At 47.3% G+C, this 22331-nt stretch carries 27 protein-coding genes; 4 read left to right on the top strand and 23 right to left on the bottom strand.

Annotated features, from left to right (window positions below):
• Nucleotides 1–13: 13 nt before the first annotated feature.
• The 17 genes from MHB85_RS08575 to MHB85_RS08495 all read right to left on the bottom strand — a co-directional run bounded on the left by MHB85_RS08575 (nucleotide 14) and on the right by MHB85_RS08495 (nucleotide 14535).
• Nucleotides 14–565 (bottom strand): histidine phosphatase family protein, encoded by a 552-nt coding sequence (locus tag MHB85_RS08575; RefSeq protein ID WP_341072778.1) that lies wholly within the window; start codon nucleotides 563–565, stop codon nucleotides 14–16.
• Nucleotides 566–589: 24 nt separating this feature from the next.
• On the bottom strand, nucleotides 590–1372 hold the full coding sequence (gene murI, locus MHB85_RS08570; RefSeq protein ID WP_445739055.1) for a glutamate racemase: 783 nt from the start codon (nucleotides 1370–1372) through the stop codon (nucleotides 590–592).
• A gap of 294 nt (nucleotides 1373–1666) precedes the next feature.
• The gene (locus MHB85_RS08565) at nucleotides 1667–2053 is read right to left on the bottom strand and encodes a hypothetical protein (RefSeq protein ID WP_192134622.1); all 387 of its coding nucleotides are present in this window, start codon (nucleotides 2051–2053) and stop codon (nucleotides 1667–1669) included.
• 67 nt (nucleotides 2054–2120) lie between these two features.
• Nucleotides 2121–2591 (bottom strand): GNAT family N-acetyltransferase, encoded by a 471-nt coding sequence (locus tag MHB85_RS08560; RefSeq protein ID WP_192134621.1) that lies wholly within the window; start codon nucleotides 2589–2591, stop codon nucleotides 2121–2123.
• Nucleotides 2591–3259 carry a GNAT family N-acetyltransferase gene (locus tag MHB85_RS08555; RefSeq protein WP_282318810.1) on the bottom strand — a complete coding sequence of 223 codons (669 nt, stop codon included), beginning with the start codon at nucleotides 3257–3259 and terminating at the stop codon, nucleotides 2591–2593. The genes MHB85_RS08560 and MHB85_RS08555 overlap by 1 nt, the downstream gene beginning before the upstream one ends.
• Nucleotides 3260–3309: 50 nt before the next feature.
• Nucleotides 3310–3681, bottom strand: coding sequence for a hypothetical protein (locus tag MHB85_RS08550; RefSeq protein ID WP_405158891.1), 372 nt, complete (start codon nucleotides 3679–3681; stop codon nucleotides 3310–3312).
• A 97-nt stretch (nucleotides 3682–3778) separates the two neighbouring features.
• Nucleotides 3779–4654 (bottom strand): serine/threonine-protein kinase, encoded by an 876-nt coding sequence (locus MHB85_RS08545; RefSeq protein WP_192134618.1) that lies wholly within the window; start codon nucleotides 4652–4654, stop codon nucleotides 3779–3781.
• A complete protein-coding gene (locus MHB85_RS08540) occupies nucleotides 4651–5229 on the bottom strand; it encodes a GNAT family N-acetyltransferase (RefSeq protein ID WP_192134616.1) in 579 nt (192 codons plus the stop codon). The genes MHB85_RS08545 and MHB85_RS08540 overlap by 4 nt, the downstream gene beginning before the upstream one ends.
• Nucleotides 5226–5807, bottom strand: a complete 582-nt coding sequence (locus tag MHB85_RS08535) for a DJ-1/PfpI family protein (protein WP_091016132.1) — start codon at nucleotides 5805–5807, stop codon at nucleotides 5226–5228. Before MHB85_RS08535 ends, MHB85_RS08540 begins: the two co-directional genes overlap by 4 nt.
• 216 nt (nucleotides 5808–6023) lie before the next feature.
• Complete coding sequence (locus MHB85_RS08530; RefSeq protein ID WP_445739054.1) at nucleotides 6024–6920, bottom strand: SDR family oxidoreductase; 897 nt, start codon at nucleotides 6918–6920, stop codon at nucleotides 6024–6026.
• Nucleotides 6921–6999: 79 nt separating this feature from the next.
• Nucleotides 7000–8316 carry a F390 synthetase-related protein gene (locus tag MHB85_RS08525; protein ID WP_105597920.1) on the bottom strand — a complete coding sequence of 439 codons (1317 nt, stop codon included), beginning with the start codon at nucleotides 8314–8316 and terminating at the stop codon, nucleotides 7000–7002.
• Nucleotides 8313–9173, bottom strand: coding sequence for an MBL fold metallo-hydrolase (locus MHB85_RS08520; RefSeq protein ID WP_341072774.1), 861 nt, complete (start codon nucleotides 9171–9173; stop codon nucleotides 8313–8315). Before MHB85_RS08520 ends, MHB85_RS08525 begins: the two co-directional genes overlap by 4 nt.
• Nucleotides 9167–10162, bottom strand: coding sequence for an NAD-dependent epimerase/dehydratase family protein (locus MHB85_RS08515; RefSeq protein WP_091014902.1), 996 nt, complete (start codon nucleotides 10160–10162; stop codon nucleotides 9167–9169). The genes MHB85_RS08520 and MHB85_RS08515 overlap by 7 nt, the downstream gene beginning before the upstream one ends.
• Nucleotides 10159–11451 carry an ATP-grasp domain-containing protein gene (locus MHB85_RS08510; RefSeq protein ID WP_341072773.1) on the bottom strand — a complete coding sequence of 431 codons (1293 nt, stop codon included), beginning with the start codon at nucleotides 11449–11451 and terminating at the stop codon, nucleotides 10159–10161. Before MHB85_RS08510 ends, MHB85_RS08515 begins: the two co-directional genes overlap by 4 nt.
• Nucleotides 11441–12442 (bottom strand): beta-ketoacyl-ACP synthase III, encoded by a 1002-nt coding sequence (locus tag MHB85_RS08505; protein ID WP_192134607.1) that lies wholly within the window; start codon nucleotides 12440–12442, stop codon nucleotides 11441–11443. Before MHB85_RS08505 ends, MHB85_RS08510 begins: the two co-directional genes overlap by 11 nt.
• Before the next feature lie 564 nt (nucleotides 12443–13006).
• Nucleotides 13007–13897 (bottom strand): TIGR01777 family oxidoreductase, encoded by an 891-nt coding sequence (locus MHB85_RS08500; RefSeq protein WP_105597915.1) that lies wholly within the window; start codon nucleotides 13895–13897, stop codon nucleotides 13007–13009.
• Between the two features lie 116 nt (nucleotides 13898–14013).
• Nucleotides 14014–14535, bottom strand: coding sequence for a hypothetical protein (locus MHB85_RS08495; RefSeq protein ID WP_105597914.1), 522 nt, complete (start codon nucleotides 14533–14535; stop codon nucleotides 14014–14016).
• A 167-nt stretch (nucleotides 14536–14702) separates the two neighbouring features.
• On the opposite strand from MHB85_RS08495, the gene MHB85_RS08490 reads away from it, so the two are divergent.
• Entirely contained in the window at nucleotides 14703–15077 is a 375-nt protein-coding gene (locus tag MHB85_RS08490; protein WP_017689706.1) for a BlaI/MecI/CopY family transcriptional regulator, read from the top strand.
• Nucleotides 15078–15086: 9 nt separating this feature from the next.
• A complete protein-coding gene (locus MHB85_RS08485; RefSeq protein ID WP_258171847.1) occupies nucleotides 15087–16457 on the top strand; it encodes a M56 family metallopeptidase in 1371 nt (456 codons plus the stop codon).
• Nucleotides 16458–16557: 100 nt separating this feature from the next.
• On the opposite strand, the gene MHB85_RS08480 is transcribed toward MHB85_RS08485, so the two are convergent.
• The 3 genes from MHB85_RS08480 to MHB85_RS08470 all read right to left on the bottom strand — a co-directional run bounded on the left by MHB85_RS08480 (nucleotide 16558) and on the right by MHB85_RS08470 (nucleotide 18954).
• On the bottom strand, nucleotides 16558–17292 hold the full coding sequence (locus tag MHB85_RS08480) for a YdcF family protein (RefSeq protein ID WP_105597912.1): 735 nt from the start codon (nucleotides 17290–17292) through the stop codon (nucleotides 16558–16560).
• A 50-nt stretch (nucleotides 17293–17342) separates the two neighbouring features.
• Nucleotides 17343–17894: a nucleotidyltransferase family protein gene (locus tag MHB85_RS08475; protein ID WP_105597911.1), complete on the bottom strand. Its 552-nt coding sequence runs from the start codon at nucleotides 17892–17894 to the stop codon at nucleotides 17343–17345.
• A 214-nt stretch (nucleotides 17895–18108) separates the two neighbouring features.
• The gene (locus MHB85_RS08470) at nucleotides 18109–18954 is read right to left on the bottom strand and encodes an AraC family transcriptional regulator (RefSeq protein ID WP_105597910.1); all 846 of its coding nucleotides are present in this window, start codon (nucleotides 18952–18954) and stop codon (nucleotides 18109–18111) included.
• 201 nt (nucleotides 18955–19155) lie between these two features.
• Here MHB85_RS08470 and MHB85_RS08465 point away from each other — a divergent pair, with 201 nt between their 5' ends.
• Complete coding sequence (locus MHB85_RS08465) at nucleotides 19156–19686, top strand: TetR/AcrR family transcriptional regulator (RefSeq protein WP_105597909.1); 531 nt, start codon at nucleotides 19156–19158, stop codon at nucleotides 19684–19686.
• Nucleotides 19687–19774: 88 nt separating this feature from the next.
• A complete protein-coding gene (locus MHB85_RS08460) occupies nucleotides 19775–20881 on the top strand; it encodes an MFS transporter (protein ID WP_105597908.1) in 1107 nt (368 codons plus the stop codon).
• A gap of 27 nt (nucleotides 20882–20908) precedes the next feature.
• Here the strand turns inward: MHB85_RS08460 and MHB85_RS08455 are convergent, their stop codons facing one another.
• The 3 genes from MHB85_RS08455 to MHB85_RS08445 all read right to left on the bottom strand — a co-directional run bounded on the left by MHB85_RS08455 (nucleotide 20909) and on the right by MHB85_RS08445 (nucleotide 22230).
• Nucleotides 20909–21517, bottom strand: coding sequence for a DUF1349 domain-containing protein (locus tag MHB85_RS08455; protein ID WP_105597907.1), 609 nt, complete (start codon nucleotides 21515–21517; stop codon nucleotides 20909–20911).
• Nucleotides 21518–21695: 178 nt separating this feature from the next.
• On the bottom strand, nucleotides 21696–21878 hold the full coding sequence (locus tag MHB85_RS08450) for a hypothetical protein (RefSeq protein ID WP_223199899.1): 183 nt from the start codon (nucleotides 21876–21878) through the stop codon (nucleotides 21696–21698).
• Nucleotides 21868–22230, bottom strand: a complete 363-nt coding sequence (locus tag MHB85_RS08445) for a hypothetical protein (protein WP_223199898.1) — start codon at nucleotides 22228–22230, stop codon at nucleotides 21868–21870. Before MHB85_RS08445 ends, MHB85_RS08450 begins: the two co-directional genes overlap by 11 nt.
• Between the last annotated feature and the right edge of the window lie 101 nt (nucleotides 22231–22331).

Below are 22331 nucleotides of genomic sequence, written 5' to 3'. Positions count from 1 at the left end.
ACTCTTTTGCTGTTTAATCTGTCCAGATTCTTCGAATGGTGGACAGCCCTGCATCCGGTCGTTGTCTCTCCAGCACATACACATCCGGGTTAGAAAGTTTAGCCCACTCTTCATAGCCAAAGGATGGTTCATACTCACGAATAAGCAGTGATAACAAGTTCCCATGTGTAACCACGGCCCCGTGTTGTTCAGGTCTGCTCCACAACTCTTCCAGTAGTGCCAACCCCCTTGCAGCCGCGTTTCTCGAAGATTCCCCGCCTTCTTCCACCCAATCCACATCATCATATGTACGTTTCAGTACATCCATCCAGTTAGGCAGATCAAGAGAGCTAAGTATTCTCTCCTGGAGACGTTCATCCGTATGTATATGTTGCAGCGTTGCTATGCCCAGCGGCATAGCCGTCTGAACAGCCCTTTTCCACGGACTGGAAACAATATACGTTATGGATTGATGAGCCAAGATATCTGCAAGTTTTTCAGCCTGCCTGATCCCTTCATCTGTAAGCTCTGCATGGGGTTCCTGCCCTGTAGCCTTAGCGTGACGGATAAGATAAATGGACTGCATAGCTATCACCTCCTATGGTGTAACCTACATAGAGTTCTTCTCAAGATATTGAAGTGCACTGTACATCTTCTCCTGCTCTTCCGGTCGGCCTGATGAACTGAGGAAAGTGACCTGTTCCCCTGTTCTGTCTCCATGTTGAGCCACCAGTCCAAGCCGCTGCTTCAGATGGTTCACTGTGCCTGTACTGCCATCAATGATCTGTATATGATCGGGCAGAACCGTGCGCAGAATGGACGTATAGAATGGATAATGCGTGCAGCCAAGCACCACTGTGCCATACCCTGGAAGATCAAGATCTGCCAGCTTAAACCGGAAATAATCAGCGATTTTGCGCGGATCAAAATCCAGCTGTTCACACCATTCCACAAGTTCCGGCAACGCAATGGAATCCACACTGTGGTGATCATCAACACGTGATACCAGTTCGTTATACTTGGTTTGGCTCAAGGTGAGGGCCGTGGCAAATACAAGCACTCTCTTCCCACTGTTGCGATTCATCTCCACGGCTGGTTTCACCGCAGGCTCCATGCCAATGATCGGGATATCATACTTGGCGCGCAGATCCTTCACAGCCAGACTTGTTGCTGTATTACAAGCAATCACGATGGCTTGAACATCCTCCTGAACGATGGCTTCCACACAATCAAAAATATGTCCTCTAACCTCATCCGCAGACTTCGTTCCATAGGGGACATGCAAGGTATCCGCATAATACAGAAATTTTTCTTCTGGAAACTGTTGTAATGCCTTATGCAAAACGGTTAAACCACCGATGCCTGAATCAAAAAAAGCAATTTTCTTTTTCAAGGATTTCACCTCTATAATGTATTCTTCCGGTTCCAAGAACCTCTCAATGCTGCTCATGCTGACTGGAGGTGAGGTTTGTACTTCCGGCTCATCACACACTACAGTGCTTGACGGCTTGCGGGAACCATTCCGGTTACGGATCGTTCTTCTGATCGCTGTTGTCTCCAAATTTTCTTGAATAACCTTATAGATGTATAAATTCGGAGACAAAGGCGAACGCTATCGCTTCTTCAGAATCGATTCCGCCCCCTCCATTACTTCCGCTAAGTCAGGTACTATAGAGAAGATAAGCCATTATTCTACGCTCATTTTATACTGTCTGAGCCAGTCCTTGCCACTATGCCACGCCTCAACAGGGTTAAGCTCTCCAAGCAGTTCAGTACTTGCCTGAGCCATGATCCATTCCTTAAGACCATTATCCGGACTGGATTCGAGCTGCTGTAGCAGCAGATGCAATCCTTCCTCACCGGTATTCAAGATTTCGTCGTATGCCTCCCGGTTACCAGCAATATAATCATTCGGATTGCTACTGGTCAGGAGGACAGGGTCGCTAACCATCTGCTGCAGGTTGCTTTCAATCGATGCTGATAATGCTTGGTCTTCTGTCCGAATCGAACATGCTGCTACCGTCAATGCTGTGCATACGGATAACAAACCCAGAATCAGTCTTCTGCGATTCACTGTACCACTCCTTTCAACAACGAGTTAACGCAACAGATTCGACTTTCATGCTCAAGCCCTCGGCCAACTACAGAACAAGTTCCCATTGTTCTTCGGTAAGCCCCTGACCTGACAACATCTCCTTGCGGACTTCCTTCACTTCAAAGCCCACAGATTGATATAATCTACGCGCGCTGATCAAAGACTCATTGGTCCACAGGATCACAGATGTGTAGTTCTTTTCTTTTGCAAAAAGAATTGCCTGTTTGATAAGCTCCCCGCCCCATCCTGCACCACGTGCTTCCGGTTCGATCAAAAACCAGCGAAGTTGAGCCGTATTTTCATTCACCTGAGTAAGTCCTATGGAGCCGGAAGCTGTCTGATCTAACTCAACAATCCATAACATCTCCCTCGAATGATTGCCTTTAAGTCCAAGCGAATTCACCGCGTTGGTGATAAATTCAGCAAAGCTATGATCATAATTATACTCGTTTCGATAAATTCGGATATGCGCTTCAATGACATACTGCAGATCCTTTTGTACGAAAGTGCGAATCATCAGACATCACAGTCCTTCCTCAAATCCACAGTTGTGATACTGAAATCCACACCGAACTGAATTAATCCGAGTTTACGGGCAACTTGCTGTGAAGCAAGATTATCCCAAGATGTACTGTAGATTGGCATGCGTCCACGCTCCTTGACATAATACTGCCAGCACTTTACTGTCTCCGCTGCATATCCATGTCCTCTATAACCGGGGGCCGTATACAGACTCGCTTCCGCCCCATGATCGGAGAGCCTTGCGGAGCAGCACACTGCCACAGCAGAATCCCCAATAACATAAGCGGCAACAGGGCTTTTTTCATATAAGTGATCTGTTAATTCAGGAAAATGCTCTGCCAGCAAATAACGCTGCTCCTGACCAATCAACTGAACCTTCTGATTCCACTCGTAAGATATCTCAGGAAAAGCATAGGCGGGTCCCATCCACACACGGTTAACTAGCTCAAAGGTTTCCACCTTGCGAATTAGTTTCGGAATATCCAACGGAAGCTCGCAATCCTTCCCCAACTCATCCATTAGATCCGGCGGTAACTGCTCATGATAATAGATCAGTGAACTGGCAGAAGTCATACCGATAAAAATGGCTGGAGCCTGCCCACCACCCGGCTCGTTGATGCTTAATAGACGCTGCTGCTCGTTGATCGTATATAAAGTACTCACCTGTATTTTCAACATTTCCATAGACGACAGGTTCGATTTTGGAACCATAACTAAGAAGTTAACCTTTGCAATAATCGTTTGCCTACACTGCCTTTACCAGCTTCCTGTTGCTCCAGAAATTCGGATAATTGACGTAATTCTGCAGGACGATATCCAGCCCCGCACCCGCAATTATGATAGGTATAACCATGACGGTACAGCATCATCACTTTGGTCCATTGTTTGGTATCATTTTGCTTGGGCGCCTGGAAATCGTGTCCCATGCTAACCATAGATGTGGCACATTGCGGGCATTTATATTCAAGTTGTGCCACCACCTCAGGGCTCAGGTCATGTCTGGAAACTTGTTTAAATGATTTGCGACAAATGAAACATGCATAGATGTCTTTATATGGTCCTGACAAGGCATATCTGCACATCATCTGCACCCCCTTAATAATTTCCATTATACGGGATTTCACACACGTATACGAATGGATTTTGCACATTTGCGAAAATTCCACCACTCACTCATTGACCTTAAATCGTAGCTTGTTTCCAGGCCTCACCAAGTTCCGCAATCGATGCGTACCGCTCGGACCGATCATCGCTCACTGCACGTATCACAACCTGATACAATGCTTCTCCGGCATCCCATCTGTCATAAGAACGATCTTTCTCCCCACCAAGCAACCCAAACGCCATTGCCCCCATGTTGAATACATTGGTAACCGCATCTATGGGTGCACCCAACTCAAATTCCTCAGGGGACATAAAGCGGGAAGATCCCCACATGCGCCCCATGGTATTGGTAAAAGAGCCCTTCCGATACAAGTCGATATCACAAATTTTCATAAAGTTTCTGTCAAAATCATAGATCAGACTGCCATCATACAAATCAACAGCCACATAACCTCTTCGTTCCACCTCGATATGAAAATTCAGAATCTGCTCCATTGCCCGAATGCGTGTCTCAACAGGAAGCTGTCTGAACCGATAGTAGGGCGAACGCGGATCTTCATATTTGGCCGGAGGCGGAAAATACCAGTGGGAATGCAAACACTCCCCATCCACCCAATCGAATACACAGGCATACCCCTCATCCGTTGTAAAATGATCCGTTAGTCGAATCAACGTGTCATGCGCCAAATCTTCGTAAACGGAAACAGATGATTTCAGATTACGAATGGCTTCCGGGGGACTTCCCGTATGATTCGCATGAATTGTATGTGCTCCCGCATATTTAACGAACAATCGCTTTCCATCCTTTTGCACAATACCAAAAGAGAGATTCCCTGAATCCTGCTGATCGAATACGCGAAAAACCTTACCCAAGGGCTGTAACCAATCGAAAGAATGAGACTCTTTTAAGACAAAGGAAACACCGTCGATCTCAAGTTCAACATGATCTGTCATCGGACTCCTCCTGTGGTGATATCAGCATCCAATCTTGAGGGCTCTGTATAAAAGTAATTCATATGCGCCTCATCATATCCCTGACCATAGACTTCCAATGCGTTACGCTCGATGCCGTAGACTTCAAATCCATATCGCTCGTATAAACGTCGGGCTGATTCATTGGTTGTCACTACACTCAGATTAATCTGTTTGATACCTTCCAGATGTCTTCCCCGATCCAGCACCTCGCGGAGCAACCGTGAAGCCAACCCACTCCCCCGATATGGGGGAGCAACATAGACGCCCCATATCATGCCTTTGTGCCTGAGCTTTAGGCCATGTTCCCTTTTGAAACCCATCATTCCCGCCAAGGTTCCTTCTTCTGTGTATGCTCCCAGAATATAATCATCGGGCTCATTATGTATGCGTTCCTGTACTTCATTCATGGGAATCTCAATCAACAATTCAAACGAAGCCCCGAAGGCTTCAGGATGTGTTTTCAATGCTTCCAGTCGTAAATGCCAGTAGATGTCTGCTTCATCCCGCTGAATATTGCGAATGGTACAGGGCTCTTGCTTTCGGCCTTCATTCATTCTTCAACCACTCCCTGCATCTCATAAGGATAATCGATCTGAAGTTTTACATTCGCTGCCGCTTCCTGTCCTGCAAGCAACCCAACAACATAAATCCCAAGGTCAATGGACGTGGCCACACCACCGGCAGTAATTACATTTCCATCTTTTACAATCCGCTTCTGAATCACCTCGGTGACATACGGCTCAAGCAAATTATATGCATGTGGATGTGTTGTTGCTTTTTTACCGGATAAAAAACCAGCTGCACCCAGTAGCAGAGAGCCTGTGCACACGGAAACCTTCAAAGGCACAGACTCAGCCTGTTTCAGCCAACCTACGAAGGCCTCGTCATATCGAAGCTTGCGCGTTCCCATGCCTCCGGGGATAAACACGAGATCGTATTCCGATAGGTCAGGCTTCACTCGATCCACCTTCATCGTTAAACCAGACTCATCCGTGACCTGATCTGTCATTGCACAGGTTTCCCACGTCGTTCCTTTGGTTTGCTCAAAGAAATTCAACCGATTGATCACATCATAAAACCCTGCAAAATCAAGGAAAGTCAGTCCATCAAACAAAACGAATGCTATTTTCATTGGTAACCTCCGCTTTTTTTAATTTGGAGCATCCTGGTTATGTTTCTGATTCCGATCCCGTTCCATGGCTTCCTTCACCCGGTCACGAGCTGGCAACTTGCTATTGATATGAAAGAGCAGACCCACAATCGCAAGAAGTAATATAATGACGATGAATTCGAATACGGCTAATCCCTCCCATTCGGAAATTGTGCAATCTTGACTCGTACCTAATTTCTATTTTAATCCACGGGCAATGATCCACTCCAGCCACTTCCAGGGTAGAAACAACTTGCCTATGATGAGCACACGTGAACCTTTTCCGAGAGCATATCGAAGTCTTGGTGCACGCATCCGTGCAATTCGGCCAATCAGATCAGCTACCTCCTGTGGATCAGGTGCCGTCTCGCTCGCATGTTTGGAATAACGAAGAACCGTATCCAGTTTATGCTTATATGGAGAGTTTTCGCTCCGGTGAATCTCACCCAAACCTTTATTCCAGATCGGCGTACGATAAGCGCCTGGTTCAACCAATACCACGCGAACGCCGAACGAAGACATCTCATGCCGCAGACTTTCCGTGAATCCCTCCACAGCGAATTTGGAGGCAGCATACGGAGCATATCCTGGAAAACCGGACAACCCGCTGACACTGGACAAGTTAACGATTAACCCCTGCTTCTGTTCACGCATCACAGGCAAGACCGCACGTGTCACAGCGATTAACCCAAACAGATTCGTATCCATCTGGCGCCGCCAATCCTCCATCGATACTTCCTCAATGAACCCGCCAACCGCAAATCCTGCATTGTTCACCAGCATGTCGATTCGGCCATACTCCAGAACGACTTTGGTTATAGCTGTTTGCACCGATTCAGAATCCGTAACGTCCAACTGCTCGTACACCAAACGTTCTGTTATGCCTGCCTCTCCTGCAAGTCTGACCAACTCTCCTCTTCGACTAAGGTCGCGCATGGTAGCAACAACAAGGTATCCCTGCTTGGCAAGAGTAATGGCCGTTAACATACCGAAGCCACTGGATGTGCCTGTGATGAGAGCCACGGGATCATGTGCACCAGATGTTGATAGTCTTTTTTCCTTTGTTTCTTCATTTCTATGATCCTCTGTCTGCATCCGCTGCTGTCCATCTCCTATCTTGTATGTCACCACTGTCATTCAGCCACCTGCTCTTCCCCAATATTTTCCCACCAGCTCAATCAAGCTGTCTCTCCACCCTGCGTAGCTTGGTGACCCCTGGTTTGAACGTATACGGAACGAATCTCACCTCAGGCAAAGTACAATCCATCCTGTCTGCCAACTTGTTCAATTCCTGCAACACAGCAGCCTTTACTTGCCCCAGTGCTGCATTTCCTCCAAGTTGTAGCGATACCTCCATCGTCCCGTCCCCACGTTGCACCACACGATAATGTTCAATATCTGGCGACGCCGCAATGACCGAACGGGTGACGAAATCCGGAAAGACCGGCACCGCCTCACCCGTATGTAGTTGTGAAAAATATAGCGTGTCATCACAGCGGCCTTCAATCCGCTCAATGGCGGTAAACAGGGAACCACAGGCACATGGCATCGCCGCCTCGGTCAGAATATCATTCAGCCGATACCGGATGATCGGCTGTGATGTTCTGGAGAAGTCTGTGATAATGGGCACGAACCGCCGGGTGGCGGGATCAATGAACTCTTTTTCAATATGGACTATATCCTCATTCAAATGTAGTGTGCCATAACGACAGGTCGCTCCCAGGAACCCTTCTGTGCACTGATAGACTTGATAAATGGTCTGTCCGAAGACCCGCTCCAGCACCTTGCGATCCAAGGGGTCCAGCACCTCGGCAACAGAGATGATTTTATCCGGTACAGCAGTCAGGTGGCCTGCCACATAGGCGTCCGCCAACAGACGCAGCATGGATGGGGGAGCCACCCACACGGTAGGTTGGTAGGTTTCCAGCCGATTGACCAAGGTCTCCACACGCTCCAGCAGATCAAAGTACTGAAACTGTAACTTACCACGCTGCACCGATTCATACAGATTACTGTTGGCCCGCAGGAAAAATGCAATCTTCGCAGGTTTCCACAGTCCACCAGGCAGCAACTTGGCCAGCACCGTGCCCGTCCACGCATCCTGTTCCTGATCGCTCACCAGAAATATCCCCCGGTTCCCTGACGTACCCGAGGACAATCCAACGGTCACTCCCTGAATGGAGGGTTTGAAGTCACGCGTTTCTTCACTTTCACCTGCAAGAGCCAACGCTTCGTCCTTGGTAATGCCTACCGTATTCAGTGTATCGAAGTTCTCCATCATGATTGATTTGTCAATCAACGGAAAGTTCCTCCAGTTGGATGCGTCCACGCCACCCCACCACTTTCGATAAAACGGAGATCGGGCGCGGATGTGATGAACATGCCGAATAATCCGGCGTTCTTGCCAGCGCTCCAGTTGTTCTCGCGTTTTCCACTTTCTCAGCCCACGTGCGAGAGCATAATGAACCACAATACGAAGTGGATTGCTCATAAGCCCTGTCCTCCTGTGCCCCAAGCGTCCAGCACATCTCGACAATGACTTGGCACAATCCGAATGTGGGGGAACTGCTGATGCAGCTGAACCAACTTGTCAAAGTTACGGTGGTATTCCTGTCGATCAGACATAATGATACCCGCGAGCGCATGAGGCCTGCGCTGTTCACGAAAAGCCCGACTCGACCACACTGCGTCCGCGCACAGGAAATAATCATGTTCTTCTGTACGCAGCAGAAGTCCCATCATGCCTTCCGCATGACCGGATACATCCACCCCCAGCAGACTGCCATCGCCAAAGATATCGTAGACCTCATCAAAAGGGAACTCCTCTCCAGCTCTCGTCCATCGCTCAGGCTGACGCGTAACTGGCAATGATCTGGCCGCAAAATCCTCAGGCAACAACCCGGACAGATAACCTGCCTTCACAGCCGCAATCGAACCAAGGGAGCGCACAGCATCATAAGCCCTTGGCAGATAGATGAATTGTGCCTCCGGGAAATCTCGCACACCCGCGATGTGATCGCCGTGAAAATGAGAGAGGATGATATACCGAATATCCGAAGCTTTCAGCCCAAGCCCAGCCAAAAAATGAACGGCACTATCCTCTTCACGATAGACAACCGGTGTAATATGACGATACAGCGCATTGGGCAGATGAGCCGTTTCCTTGAAAAAGCGGGAGCTATATCCCGTATCCAGCAGGATTGGTCCATATACAGGGTGAATGATGCAAGCAAATCCTGCGGGGAAAGGTACTGGTCTTAATCGACCACCACGCAGCGTCAGAAACTCTGGATGTGTACAGTAACCCGCCGCACCCAAATATAGTTCTACCGGAGTTGTCGTCAGCATGATTCAGCCCTCCACCAGTCTGCAAATTGTTGCAATCCCTCTTCAATGGACACCCGAGGGACGTACCCTAATTGCTCCCGTGCATCCGTAATATCCAATGTCTGTGGAATAGATAAGGAGCCGACTGTATACCGTGTCAACGGAGGTTCACCCAACGCAGGAATATAGCCATGAACTCGCTCCAGCAACGCTGCCACACCATATGCCATCCGATAAGGAATGTTTCGACGACGCAAGGGCATATTCAGCATGCCAAACAGGCTGCTCACCAACTCATTAAACGCCCTCGGATCGCCATTGGAGATATTGTAAGCTCTGCCAAGCGCTTCGTCAGGGGCATCACGGCACAACAACAAGGCGTCCACCACATTATCCACACATGTCAGATCAATTAATGCCTGTCCACCGCCAATCATCGGCACGCCTGATTTCGCGTTTGCTGCGACTATTCTGGGAAATAACGTCTGATCATACGGACCAAAGATCGCTCGCGGTCGAATCATGATCGACGGAAGTCCCTTCGCATGCCCCTCCATCACAACCTGCTCCGCGAGAAGCTTTGTGGCTGCATAATGATTGGCTGGTTTGGATGGCAACGGGTCATTCTCATGTACGTTAAATCGCGGTATGTAGTTAAAATATACACTTGGAGTCGAGACATGTATAAATCGCTGTACCTCATTATGCAGGCAGCCATCCATGAGATTTTGTGTCCCCTCTACATTACTGCTATAAAAGTCACGATATCGGCCCCATGGCGATGACAGAGCCGCACAGTGAAAGACCACATCCTGCCCCGTACACGCTACATTTACTGCTGCCTCATCCCGTATATCTCCATTCAGAAATCGGATTCCTGCCGACTCAAGTTCTGCACCAATCTTTGGCTGTCGGCCCATGCCCGTGACTTCCCATCCCTCTTTTGCAAGTCGTGTCGCGAGATGCCTGCCCAGGCATCCCGTAGCTCCTGTAACCAATGCTCTGTTCATTGTTGTTCACCGTTCCATTCTATGTCGTGAGTCAAAGCTTCAGTCAGCGAGAACTTCTGTGATCTTGCCAGACGCCAGGCGGTCAGCACCACTGCAAATTGTTCAAATAACGGCTGGATATCCTGCCGCATATAGACCACATCCCTGGCTCCACACCAGGCAGCTGCCCATGCCTGGAACTTTCCTTTGCCGAAGATCTGCTGCAGTCCGCTTCCCAACATGGGAAGCATGAGCATGGCTTTGCTGCCCCGTGCGGGCGTGATCATTCTTCCTTCCTTGACCAACGTCTCCGGTTCAGTTAGTGCACGCACCAAGTCATCTCCAGGGTGAAACAGATGAATCCCACTCGTTGCCCTCGGATTACATTCAATTGCGTATACTTTCCCATCCTGACCTTCTATAAAATCAAACCCAATCTGTCCACTAAAACCTGTTGACTGCACAAATTGTCTCACCCATGCAAGGGCACCCTCATGTTCCACCTGTTCAAAAAACACACTGGCCCCCACGCTTCCTGTGCGGTAGCGGCTATCGTAGGTGGCGTGCGCAACCAGTTGTCCTTCGTGGGCTATGCTGTATGTACACAACACCTGACCAGGAATGAAGGCCTGTGCAACCCAAGGCGAAGCAGAGGATAATCCCCCTTCTTCCGGAGGATCGTTACGTAATTGTCGATGCTTCTTTTCGCTTGCGTATCCTTTCTGTGCAGTCCCTGCCACACCCTCATTGATCAAACGTGTGGGCATGCGAACTTTGGCTGCGAAGCGGGAATACACCGGTTTCCACACTCGATCTCCTGCTTCTCCCAGAACAGACTGAGCTTCCGTCCATTCCTGCTGACTGTTGATCAGACGTGTATCCGGGACCGAAAGACCGAGTGAATCTGCAAGCCGGATAAAATCGTATTTATGGTGCAGCGCATGCAGTTGCTCCAGAGTTGTAACCAGCACACGGCAATATGCACGCAGTCTGTCTGCCCCTTGAGCAACATAGAAGACTTCTTCACACATGGGGATCAGCAGGTCGATCTGCCAATCCTGTACCAACCGTTCCAGCTCTTCCAGATAAGCACGTGTATTATGACGCGGCGATGGGACCACAGCGCATTGTTCCACTGCACTGGATGATCTGGTCAGATGCCGTACGGCACTCTCCGCAACATAGACCCGATGGCCTGCACGATGAAGCATGCGTGCCAGATCGAGCGTAACGGGAGCCCTTCCGCCTGTAAGGAGCACACGAAGAGAAGCAGATGTACGATGTCCGGTTTCCCCAGATCTAGTAGTCAAAAATGAGTCCTCCCAATGATAATCCGGCAGCCGTGCCAATCATCAACACCCGATCTCCACGCTGAATACGCTGTTGTCTAATCGCTTCATGCAGACCCATCGGGATCGATGCCGCAATTGTATTGCCGTGATTTCGTGTGATGTCCATAAACCGATCTTCAGCAATGCCAAGCTTCTTGCGAATCAGTCTCATCGCCATCGCACTTCCCTGATGAGGAATGACCAATTGGAAATCCTCCATTCGATTCCCGGTCGCCTGCAGCATATCGCTGATGAATCCAGGTAGAAGTCTGGAAGCCATGCGGAAGATGGCCTGTCCATCCATATGAAAAAGATAGGGCTCCGGCTGATCTGCCTTATAATTCGAAGCATGCAGCCGTGTACCTCCACCTGCAATCTCCGAGAAGCGAGCACCTCGGCTGTAGGTTCGAAGGGAAGCATGTACAATCTGAGAGGATGACCCTTCAGGCGAACGTTCAATAATAACAGCGGCCGCTCCATCTCCGAACAGGGCCGCACTCTCTTTATCCGACCAATTGAGTCCGGCTGAGGCAATCTCGGTGGCTACGAGCAGTACTCGCCGGTAACGTCCAGCATCTACCATATAGGAGATCACATCGAGTCCGTTCAGGAAACTCAGGCAGGTTGCATCCATATCAAAAGCAGGTACGCCTGAATCTTGCTGCCCCATGGCCTGCTGGATAAATACCGCCGTACTTGGCAACGGTTGTTCCTTCGTGCCACTGGTACACACCAGGCAGTCGATATCACTGAATTGTAATCCTGCATCCGCAAGTGCAGCTTCGGCAGCCTTGGCACCCATGTAGGACGAGGTTTCTTCACCCGAAGCATAATGGCGTACACCTACACCTGTGGCTTTGCTAACCCAGCCCGCAGGCACGCCCAAGCGGCGATCCAGTTCCTCATCGGTGACCTCCTGTTCAGGCAGGTACTTCCCTGTTCCTGCAATCCTTACTCTTCTAAGTTGCATTTCCCCAACCTCTTTCTGTTCATCTGACTGATATATATAAGTTCGTATTCAAAAAGACCGGTTTTCAGTACCGAGAAGATGGGATGAAGCTAGAAATGGAGTAGCGGAGCGTAGGAAAACTACGTGAGCAACGGACATTTCGGCTGAATTCCATATTCGATGCTGATGATGCCGATAGGCATACTTCGTAATCAAAAGCGGACTTTTTGAAAAACCTCTATAAGTTCAGCTAATTAGTATTTACACTTACACTCCGATGACAGAACAACTTTCCGATCGCTGTTATCCCCAGATTTTTTTGATTCCCTTCTTAAAAAGGGAAAATCCGGGGATAAGCATATGCTTCCGATGCAGCTTTCTTTCAGAAAGCTTTTAGGCGAACGCTTCGCTTCTTCAAGTTATTTCTGTCCCTCCGTTATCGTGTAAATGTTTAGTTGAACATATATAAATGAAATGAATCCTCCACCTCAAATGGCGAAACGCCATGAAGTAAACCTTAAAATATATAATAAAGGGCAGATGCCTCTGCCCTTGCTGTTGTGTTTTATTATTTATAATGTGTCTTCATTTCTTCTTATTCAAAATCTCGGCAAGTGCGACATCTAGCGTACCGTAGGTGAACGTGAAGCCCTCCATCTCCAATCGTTCAGGAATGACCCAACGACTTTTGAGAACCAATTCCGTCTCTGTCTGAATGAAGCGTGCGCCCAGTTCAAGCATCCAGCGAGGAGAAGGCAGTCCAATCCGAACACCCATCTGTTCTCTCAGACGCGTCATCAGCTCCCGATTCGTAACCGGATGAGGCGAAGAGGCATTGAATACACCATTCAGATGTGGATGCTCTTGCAGATAGATCACCATGCGGAACAGATCCTCGATATGAATCCAGCTGAACTGCTGTGTGCCTGCACCTTGCGATCCTCCCAGTCCAAAACGGACGAGGTTCGTCATGGGCACCATCACGCCACCCTTGCCCAGCACAATCGCAATTCGCAGTGCAATCTGACGCGTAGACGGCAGACTGAACTCAAAGAAAGCCTGTTCCCAAGCTTTGGCAACGTCGACCGAGAAGCCAGAGCCAATCTCGCCTTCTTTTTCCGTCATGGGACGATCTTCAGCATGTCTGTATATGGTCGCCGTACTCGAATTAATCCATAGTTCGGGAGGATGATTACAAGCCAGGACGGCATCGCCGAGAATACGTGTTGTACGGGTTCTGGATTCCAGAATGACTTTGCGATTCTCCTCCGTATAACGGCAATTTACCGATTTACCTGCCAGGTTAATCAGCATCTCTGCTTCTTCCAGTGCCCCTATAATTCCTGCACGATCCTCCCAGGCAATATGACCGGGCTGACGCGAGATAATCAGCACCTCATAACCCAGCTTCCTGAACCTTTGGGCAAAATCCTGTCCGACAAATCCCGTTCCACCAGCTAATACAACCTTCTTCACGGTATCCCCTCATTTCCCATACTGGGTAAAGAACTCGCAAGATATAGATTGGAATGTTTCTATGCATGCAAAATGTAGATAATAGATTAACACCGCCGGTGATCCGTTGGTTTGATTTATTTCACACCCAGAGCTACGTACAAGCGATCCCGCTCTTCGATAGCCCATGCGTTTGCAGGGTTTTGTTCCAATTGATATCGGAGTTCATCATAAAAATCATGGATCATGAATCCGTCCGGCAAGTTCCCAAGCATCGCTGTAAAGTTGTACTCTGGCAGTGTTCTTTTTCCTTCACTGATCTGCTTCAACCAATCCATCCAATTTGCAAGAGTAAGCACTTCCTCCTGCCACAACTCGGACTGTAACCCAAGCGCATCTTGAAGTTGCTCGTACGCCAATGGATCAGCGAAGGCTCGGCAAGCCTGAACAGCCAGTTCATACAACTCGGTCACTGCACGACGTACCTCATGCTTAAGTTCGACCTCCAAGCCTCCCATGTAATCCTGAATCTGAATGCTCTGTCCATCATCGTATAATAGCGGTGTCTGGGCCAACAGGCGTACAATCTCTTCCATCTCGTGCATTGAAACTCGCTTCTGCTCATAGAGAGCAGGTAATTGATATGCTGTAATGATCATTCACTCCTACATCGTTCTTCTATTAATGACCTATATTATAACATGGTTTGGCAATCATCTATCAGGTTAACTTGACTATCCACTACAAGTTGTAGTAGTTTATACGTACTACGTAGTGTAGTAATACGATCGTTATGGACGCATAACGATGTTAAGGAGTGTTCACTGTGAACCAGATTCAAAAATTATCCGAAACAGAAATGGAGTTAATGGTCGTTATATGGTCATGCGCCCCACCGGTCACCTCCACAGAACTATTAGACATCTTCGCTGAGAAGGGGAAAGCGTGGAAAGCGCAGACCATGTCTACCTTTCTGTCACGGTTGGTGGATAAAGGCGCACTTACCGTCACGAGACGTGGACGAACCAATGATTATGAGCCTCTTCTAAAGCCCGAAGACTACAAACTACAGGAAACGCAGCACGTTCTTGATGGACTGTATCAAGGTTCAGTCAAGAATTTGGTTTCGGCCATGTATGATGGTGACAAGCTTTCAGACGATGACATTTCAGAACTGAAAAAATGGCTTTCGGAAAAGTAGGTGCAGATGATGAATATCTTTTTTGAGATTCTGTGCAGCTTGACCGTGGCGGGAAGTATCGTTTCTGTTTGTATTTTGGCACTACGACTTATACCCGTATCTGTTTTTCCGACCAAGTGGCTCTACAGACTCGGTAAACTGGCTATCTTGTTTTATCTGTTCCCGGTATCTCTTGGCCTTTCATGGCTTTTGGATATTGCATTCCAAACGACATCAACTATACCGGGAACGGAGAATGCAGCAACTTCGGGCGTACTTGCAGGAACGTTTATCCCGGAACAAACCATCTCGGTAACCACAGCCTGGTTCTTGTTATGCGTCTGGGGCATTGGAGTCATTGGTTTTTCTGCATGGCAGGCGTACTGTTATCGAAGATTTCTGAATGAATTATCTCGTACACGTACCCCAGTCCTCTGTCATAGTGAAGCAGCTGTACAGCTACCATTAATCAAAGAGGCTTTGGGTCTCAAACGTAATATCACGCTTGCTCACAGCACGCTAGTACGAAGCCCTATACTGGTTGGCTTGTTTAAACCAACGATATATCTGCCACCCGAAAATACGGTGAAAATGGACATCAGCATGGTGATTCATCATGAGTTGGTACATCTGAAACATCAAGATCTGTGGGTCAAGGCTGTGACCTTGGGCGTTAGTGCCCTGCACTGGTTCAATCCCCTGATTCATATGATTCGCCGGGACATTCATACCTGGAGCGAGTTGGCCTGTGATGAAGATGTGGTGAAAGAGATGTCCCATGAAGAGCGAAGACGATATGGTGAGACGATTTTAAATGTGATGGCGGGAACCAAGAAAATACCTGCTCAATTTTGTTCGTCCCTATCGGGTGAAGGCAAACAATTAAAAAGGAGATTGATGATTATGTTTAATGTAAAGAAACTGAAAAAGAAACATTGGATGATAAGTATGGGAGCCCTCCTGCTTATTACTGGCGTAAGTACGTCCACCGCAGTATGGGCATCAAACCATACGGTTAAAGTAGAGGCCAAGGCTACTGAAGCTGTGCCTGTTCCTTCCGTATCTGAGACTCCTAAGATCGTAGCTTCTCCCGATACAGCCGGAGTTTCTGAAGCTGTAACTGCTCCCGCTGCTTCCGAAACGCCTGAAATCGTGGCTATCCCTGAGGATGAAGTTTCAGAAAATGTACCAGCTCCTTCGACTGCTGAACCTTCTGAGGCTCAAGTTGTAGAATCAGCCACAGTTCCTTCTCCTGCTGGACCTTCTGAGATGGTAGCCCTTCCTTCCGAGGACAAGGCTTCCGAGGCCGCAACCGTTCCTTCTCCTGCCTCATCTTCTGAAATGGTAGCTCTCCCTGGGGATAAGGTTTCAGTAACTGTACCTGCTCCTTCAGAAAAATAACCTATTGTTAAGGAGTAATAACCATCCTTATATGCAAACAGGACGAAGCATAGATCATAGATCTCCGCTTCGTCCTGTTTCCGTTTTTCTGTCATGTGCATTAGATAAATGTTTTGATCGTAGCAAAATATTCACGGATCATGTTGACGGGTTTCAGATAACCCGGTGACGGAGCCGATATGCCGTATTCTGCTGCATAACCATTCTTGGCAGCGATGTATTTGGAACGGAACATATGATAGTCACTGGTGACAATCATGATCTCAGGGTGCTCTAACCCGGATTCAAGAATGATTTTTTTGGAAAAGGCCAAATTCTCCTGTGTACTTGTGGAGCGATCTTCCATAATCACTTGGGCGGGGTTAATCCCCTGTTCAATCAGATAGTTTTTCATGGCGAGCGCTTCGGGAATCGATTCTCCAGGTCCCTGTCCACCCGATACAATGACTGGTGTCTGAGGGTGACTACGAATGTAGTTCAGACTTGCATCTAACCTTTGTTTCAGGGTCAATGACAATTCCGTTCCACGGATGCCTGAACCCAGGATAATGACATAGTCCGCTTCTTCCGGATCATTCGCACCAAGCTGTGTGAATACAAGTGCTTCAATAATGACAAAAGAGACGGCAACCACGCCAAATCCGGTAAGGATAATCCGTTTCAGAATAACATGCTTCTGATAGTCAATCCGTCTTAGCACGATAAAAGCCACCGTGATCATTCCAAAAAACATGACTGCAAATCGTTGGCCCCAGAAGGCCAGAAATGCCACAAAACATGCCAACAGGACAAGATCAATGATCAGTCCATTTTTGTGTAAGAACTTTTTTATCAAATCCGTAGACACTCCTTCTTGTACCCACTATTCCGCAAATCACTTATTATTCAAGCTGTTATTATCGTTAGTTTCGGCCATTGTTCCTGCCAGCGCTTCTTCTGTACTCTCTGATTATAATAGTCAGCATCCGTGAAGAATGGACTTTTGCGGACTATAAGGTGATACAGATCATGCAAACCATGCGGAGCGCAGATGTTAACCCGATCTTCTTCATCCAACTGTACTGCTATAGCAGTCACAACTTCTGGCCAATAGCGAAGAGCATCTTCAGTAGAAAGATAAGGATCTGTGCCATTGCGCAGATGCATTCTCGCCTGATTTTTGACCGACCACTTGGCATTGCCTGTCAACTCACGGAGCTGACACTCCAACTGTATGTCTCTTTCCTCACGCAGGTCTGACGCATCATAATAGACAACATCAATATCACTGTGCAGCTCGCGAACAGCATATCCATGCAGAACATCCCAGATATAATTGCGAATATATCCTGCACCTATGTAACATTGTGGCAAATGGAGACCTCGGACTCTCCGCAGATCATGCATTAATTGCTCGTGTTTGATGATCGTCTGAATGAATGGGTCCTTATATAACATATCTGCCTCCTGCGGTTTACCTCATTGTCCTCTTATAGCTGTTAACCTTCATTCCAATATATCATGTTTACCTGGCTGCAATAAAATGAACAACGCTTGAACATCCTCTGTACAACTTCGAATCTCTGATTAATCACAACCAAATAACCCATAAACAGCTTCGGTTATCCGAGTGTTTATGGGCGACAATGATCGAGTTTGAAACGGTTAAAATTTATTTAATCGGTATCCAGATTTGTGGCGGTTGATTGGGGCCCGGGTATACTTCCAGCTCCGGCATATATGCGTGCTCATAAGGGTTGGATGGAAACCATTCCGCAATAATCTGTTTCCACAGAAGCTGCATGCTCTCCGGCATCGGGCCTTCTACTTCAAATACACTCCATTTGGAAGCAGGCATGGTGAAGGTTGAAAATCCATCAGGTACCTCACCATCGTAAGCCGTAGCAATCCAGTATTGCATCTGTTTATCCTGTATTTCGCTCTGATCCACAACGACGCCAAGTAACCCTGGAATATCCCCGTTGTTCAGTTCAAACAAACGATCCTCTGTACCGCTCGTCCACGCTTCCTGCCACATCTTCCCGATGCCTTGCAGATGTTCTCCATCTACATATGAGAAAGTCTGCTTCACCCCTACGATAGTAAATTCAGGATGTTCAACGATTCTATATTTCATCGGTTCAGCTCCTTTTAGACTCACTTGAATAACCAAACGATTATACGATTTGACAGCGTTACTATTCTTTCGAACCTCACTGGGTGCGATTCCATGTTGTCTCCGAAAGGCTTTGGAGAAAGATTCTGGTGTATCGTAACCATATTTAAGCGCCAAATCGATAATTTTAACATCACGCTGAAGTAGCTCATGTGCCGCCAAAGTCAATCGTCTGCGTCTTATGTACTCGGCTACAGTAATATCAGTTAATAAGGAAAAGGTACGTTGAAAATAAAAAGGAGAGATATGAGCCTCTGCGGCAATCTGCTCCATCGTCATATTTTCAAGCAAGTGGTCTTCCATATATTGAATAGCGACCTGTAATGCGTTGATCCAGTTCATGTGATAATCACTCCTTGATGTCTAATATAACGGATAAACACCCCAATAACCTGTCATACTGTGCTTTCATTTGTCCGGTGAAAGCAAAACGATGTAGTTCATATAACGCCATCTCACAGAATTTGACAATGTAAACGATTTACTATAGCCTTTGAGTATAATGATCGTTCTATATTATTCTGAAGGGAGAGTAACACTGACATGAGCAGCAAAAAAGAAATGCTTTTGAACGTGGCTGAAGAATTATTCTATCTTCATGGCTTCCATTCCATTGGCTTAAAGCGAATTATCACGGATGCCGGGATCGCTATCATGACGTTATATAACCACTTTGAGTCCAAGGATGATCTCATCGTCCAAGTACTCCTGCGGCGCGAACAGCGTTATTTGGAACAGCTCCGGCAATATGCAAACAATAAAGAGCAACCCATGTTTCTCAATCTGGCTGAAGGACATGTAACTTGGCTAAAAGAACACGAATCAAGAGGGTGCTTGTTCTTACGCGCCAAGGAAGAATTCGGAGGTCACACTGACCATATCATCGTCCAGACAGTGAATGCGCATAAAAGACATATGAGAACATTAATCCAAACATTGGCGCCTGCTGCAAGTGATCGAGATCTGTTGCGATTTTCCCTGCTGCTGGAAGGTTCTACGGCACTTGCTGAGACAGAAAATGTAAATGAAGTCTGCCGTGAATTGATCCATATGACGCAAACCAGTTTCAAATAATGCTATTCCGGGTGAGTTAGTAGTTCAACTCACTTTTTTATTTAAATGAAATTATAATGATCGTTCTATCTAAAAGGCGGTGGATTTAATGAAAAAAATGATCTTCCCAGGCATTGCACTTATCGCTGTATGTTATGCATTCGGGAGATTCAGTTATGGATTGTTTATGCCGGAAATTTCGGAAGCCTTACACTTGAATGATGCAGCCTCTGGGGCGATTAACTCAGGAACGTATATTGCCTATTGTCTGTCCCTTCTAACTGCACCCCTGTTGATTAATCGCAAGGGGCATCATTATGTCATTCAATTGGCAGGGATCAGTGCAGTGCTCGGATTAACCGGCATCGCCCTGTCCCAGAATGCATGGGTTCTTGCATTTAGTGTATTTCTAGCTGGTTTGAGTACAGGCTGGGCCTCTCCGGCACTCGGTAACATGGTTAATGCCGAACTTGCACCGGATCTGCAAGCAAGAGGTAACAGCTGGATTAACACAGGGACCAGCTTCGGAATTGTTATATCCGGTCCACTCTACTGGCTGTTCACGGATTACTGGCGTCTAACCTACATCCTGTTTGCTGTGATCGGTGTTGTCGTTCTGCTGTGGAACAGACGTGTCATTCCGGCAACCAAGACACTGCCTTGTACCAAGTCACTCTGGACATGTATGAAACCAACCAGACCCGGGTCTGCTCTTCTGATGGCTTGTCTGTTAACAGGCGTTAGTTCGGCAATCTACTGGACCTTTGCCCGAAACTTCCTCACGGACGAGAAAGGGGTCTCCGATTCGGAAGCCGTGTTGTTCTGGATTGTGATGGGGGTTATGGGGATACTCGGCGGATGCGCTGGACGCATTATTGAACGTATTGAGATTGGGTGGTCCTACCGGATAGGTATCCTTTTATTGGCTATCTCGCTGGGGGTAATCCTTCTTCCATCCATGGCGGCAAGTCTGATCTCTGCGATCATATTTGGCAGCACATATATTTTCCTGACCAGTGTATTTATCGTTTGGGCAACGCGACTATTCAGTCCGAATGTATCGATTGGGATCAGCCTTGCCTTTCTCGCGCTGGGGGCTGGACAATTCCTTGGCTCCTCCATGGCAGGTTACACGATTGAAGTGTTTTCCAATACAACGGCATTTCTGGCCTTTGCTGCACTCGGCCTGTTCGGATTGTTAATTCGAGTGAAATAAATGACAGAACAACATTCTGATCGTTTTTTATTCTACTCGGCGTACACTTCCGGTCAGTCCATGTTGAAGCCGTACATCTGCAAAAGTAACTGTGGTCCCTTGCCCGATTGGGGATTGGGCCACAATGCCAACTTTGATCTCTTCGGGGCAATCGAGGCCAAAATAACGTACCAGCTTCCACTTCTCACCATCTTGGGAATAATGGAAAGCAAAGCTGCTGCCTGCGCGGGCTACACGTAAATAAGGCTTGCTGACATCTATAGGGGATGATACACAATCATCCGAGTTACCACGGGTCACAACACTAAGAATGGACGGCTGTTCTTCAAAAAATTCAAAGCAGACTTTAGCCCAATTCGTATCGTCCACCATCACCATCAGACAGCCCGAGTCATACTGTTCTTTCATGTCCACCTGTACTTGAGTGACGATGCTGAAATCTCCCTTGATTATTGTATGTAAAAAAGGAGCTGAGGCTTTCACCGGGTCACCTCCCGGATCAATGAAAAAGTCACTGACTGGCGAAACGGTTATCGTTACTTTGCCGTCTTCAACGGACCAATCTGCTGGCTCGTTCAGCCATCCCAGGTTTGCAGATAATGTTTGACCTGAACAATGTTCGAATAGATTCGTCATGTGGCACACCCTTTGTGTTGGAGTATAAGTTTACTAATTTCTCTATTTGTATTCGGTATATACGATGGTTAATCCTGTAGGTTTTACTGAAATATCCCACCCTCAATATCGTACACTGATATCTCCGCATGATCACTTCTTAGGATCGATGATAAAATCAAATTTCTTCATAACGGGCTCAATCACGTGTGCACGATTGGATAATACGTTCGTCCCAGACCTGTACCTCAATATATCGTTCCGGCCCCTTATCACCTTTACGGTTCCATTCCTGAGGCCAACCATAGAACTGAATAACTTCGATGATTTCATCTTTGGTATAAATCTGCTTACGATAAGGTTTAGCATCGTCAAACCTCATTGTTGGAAACAAGTCCAAAACTCACAACTGCATCTGGAAGGTCATCCCATGGAATGATTACATGATCGGGTTCTGAATACCAGGACAACAGCCATTCGCATGCACCAAGCGTCAGATAATGGGGATATGATTGTAGTGGCTTCCCACCTTTGGCAACAAACTGTTCATAAGCCCTTTGCTCAAGCGTTCTGCGAATTGCCATGTAATCTGCGGGTCGTCGACTGGCAAAGTTCCTTCCCTGAAGACGGATCTTCTGTGTAACTGTTTCTGCTTCATCCGCAGACAGGCTGGAGAGATTTCTGAAGGGACCAAGACTTTGTTCAAAATAATGATAGGCATTCCAGTCGTGCATACATTCTCCTCCTTTGAACAGGATCGATTTGGTCTTTTAAATTCAGTTGATAGAAATCGCCGCCCCTTACTATTAATAAGGTAATTTTATCCAAAATATGA

The sequence above is a fragment of the Paenibacillus sp. FSL K6-4396 genome, assembly GCF_038002525.1.
In the GTDB taxonomy this organism is placed as follows: Bacteria; Bacillota; Bacilli; order Paenibacillales; family Paenibacillaceae; genus Paenibacillus; species Paenibacillus amylolyticus_B.
The sequence above is the reverse complement of the archived record's forward strand: the minus strand, read 5'-3'. Positions and strand labels throughout refer to the sequence as shown.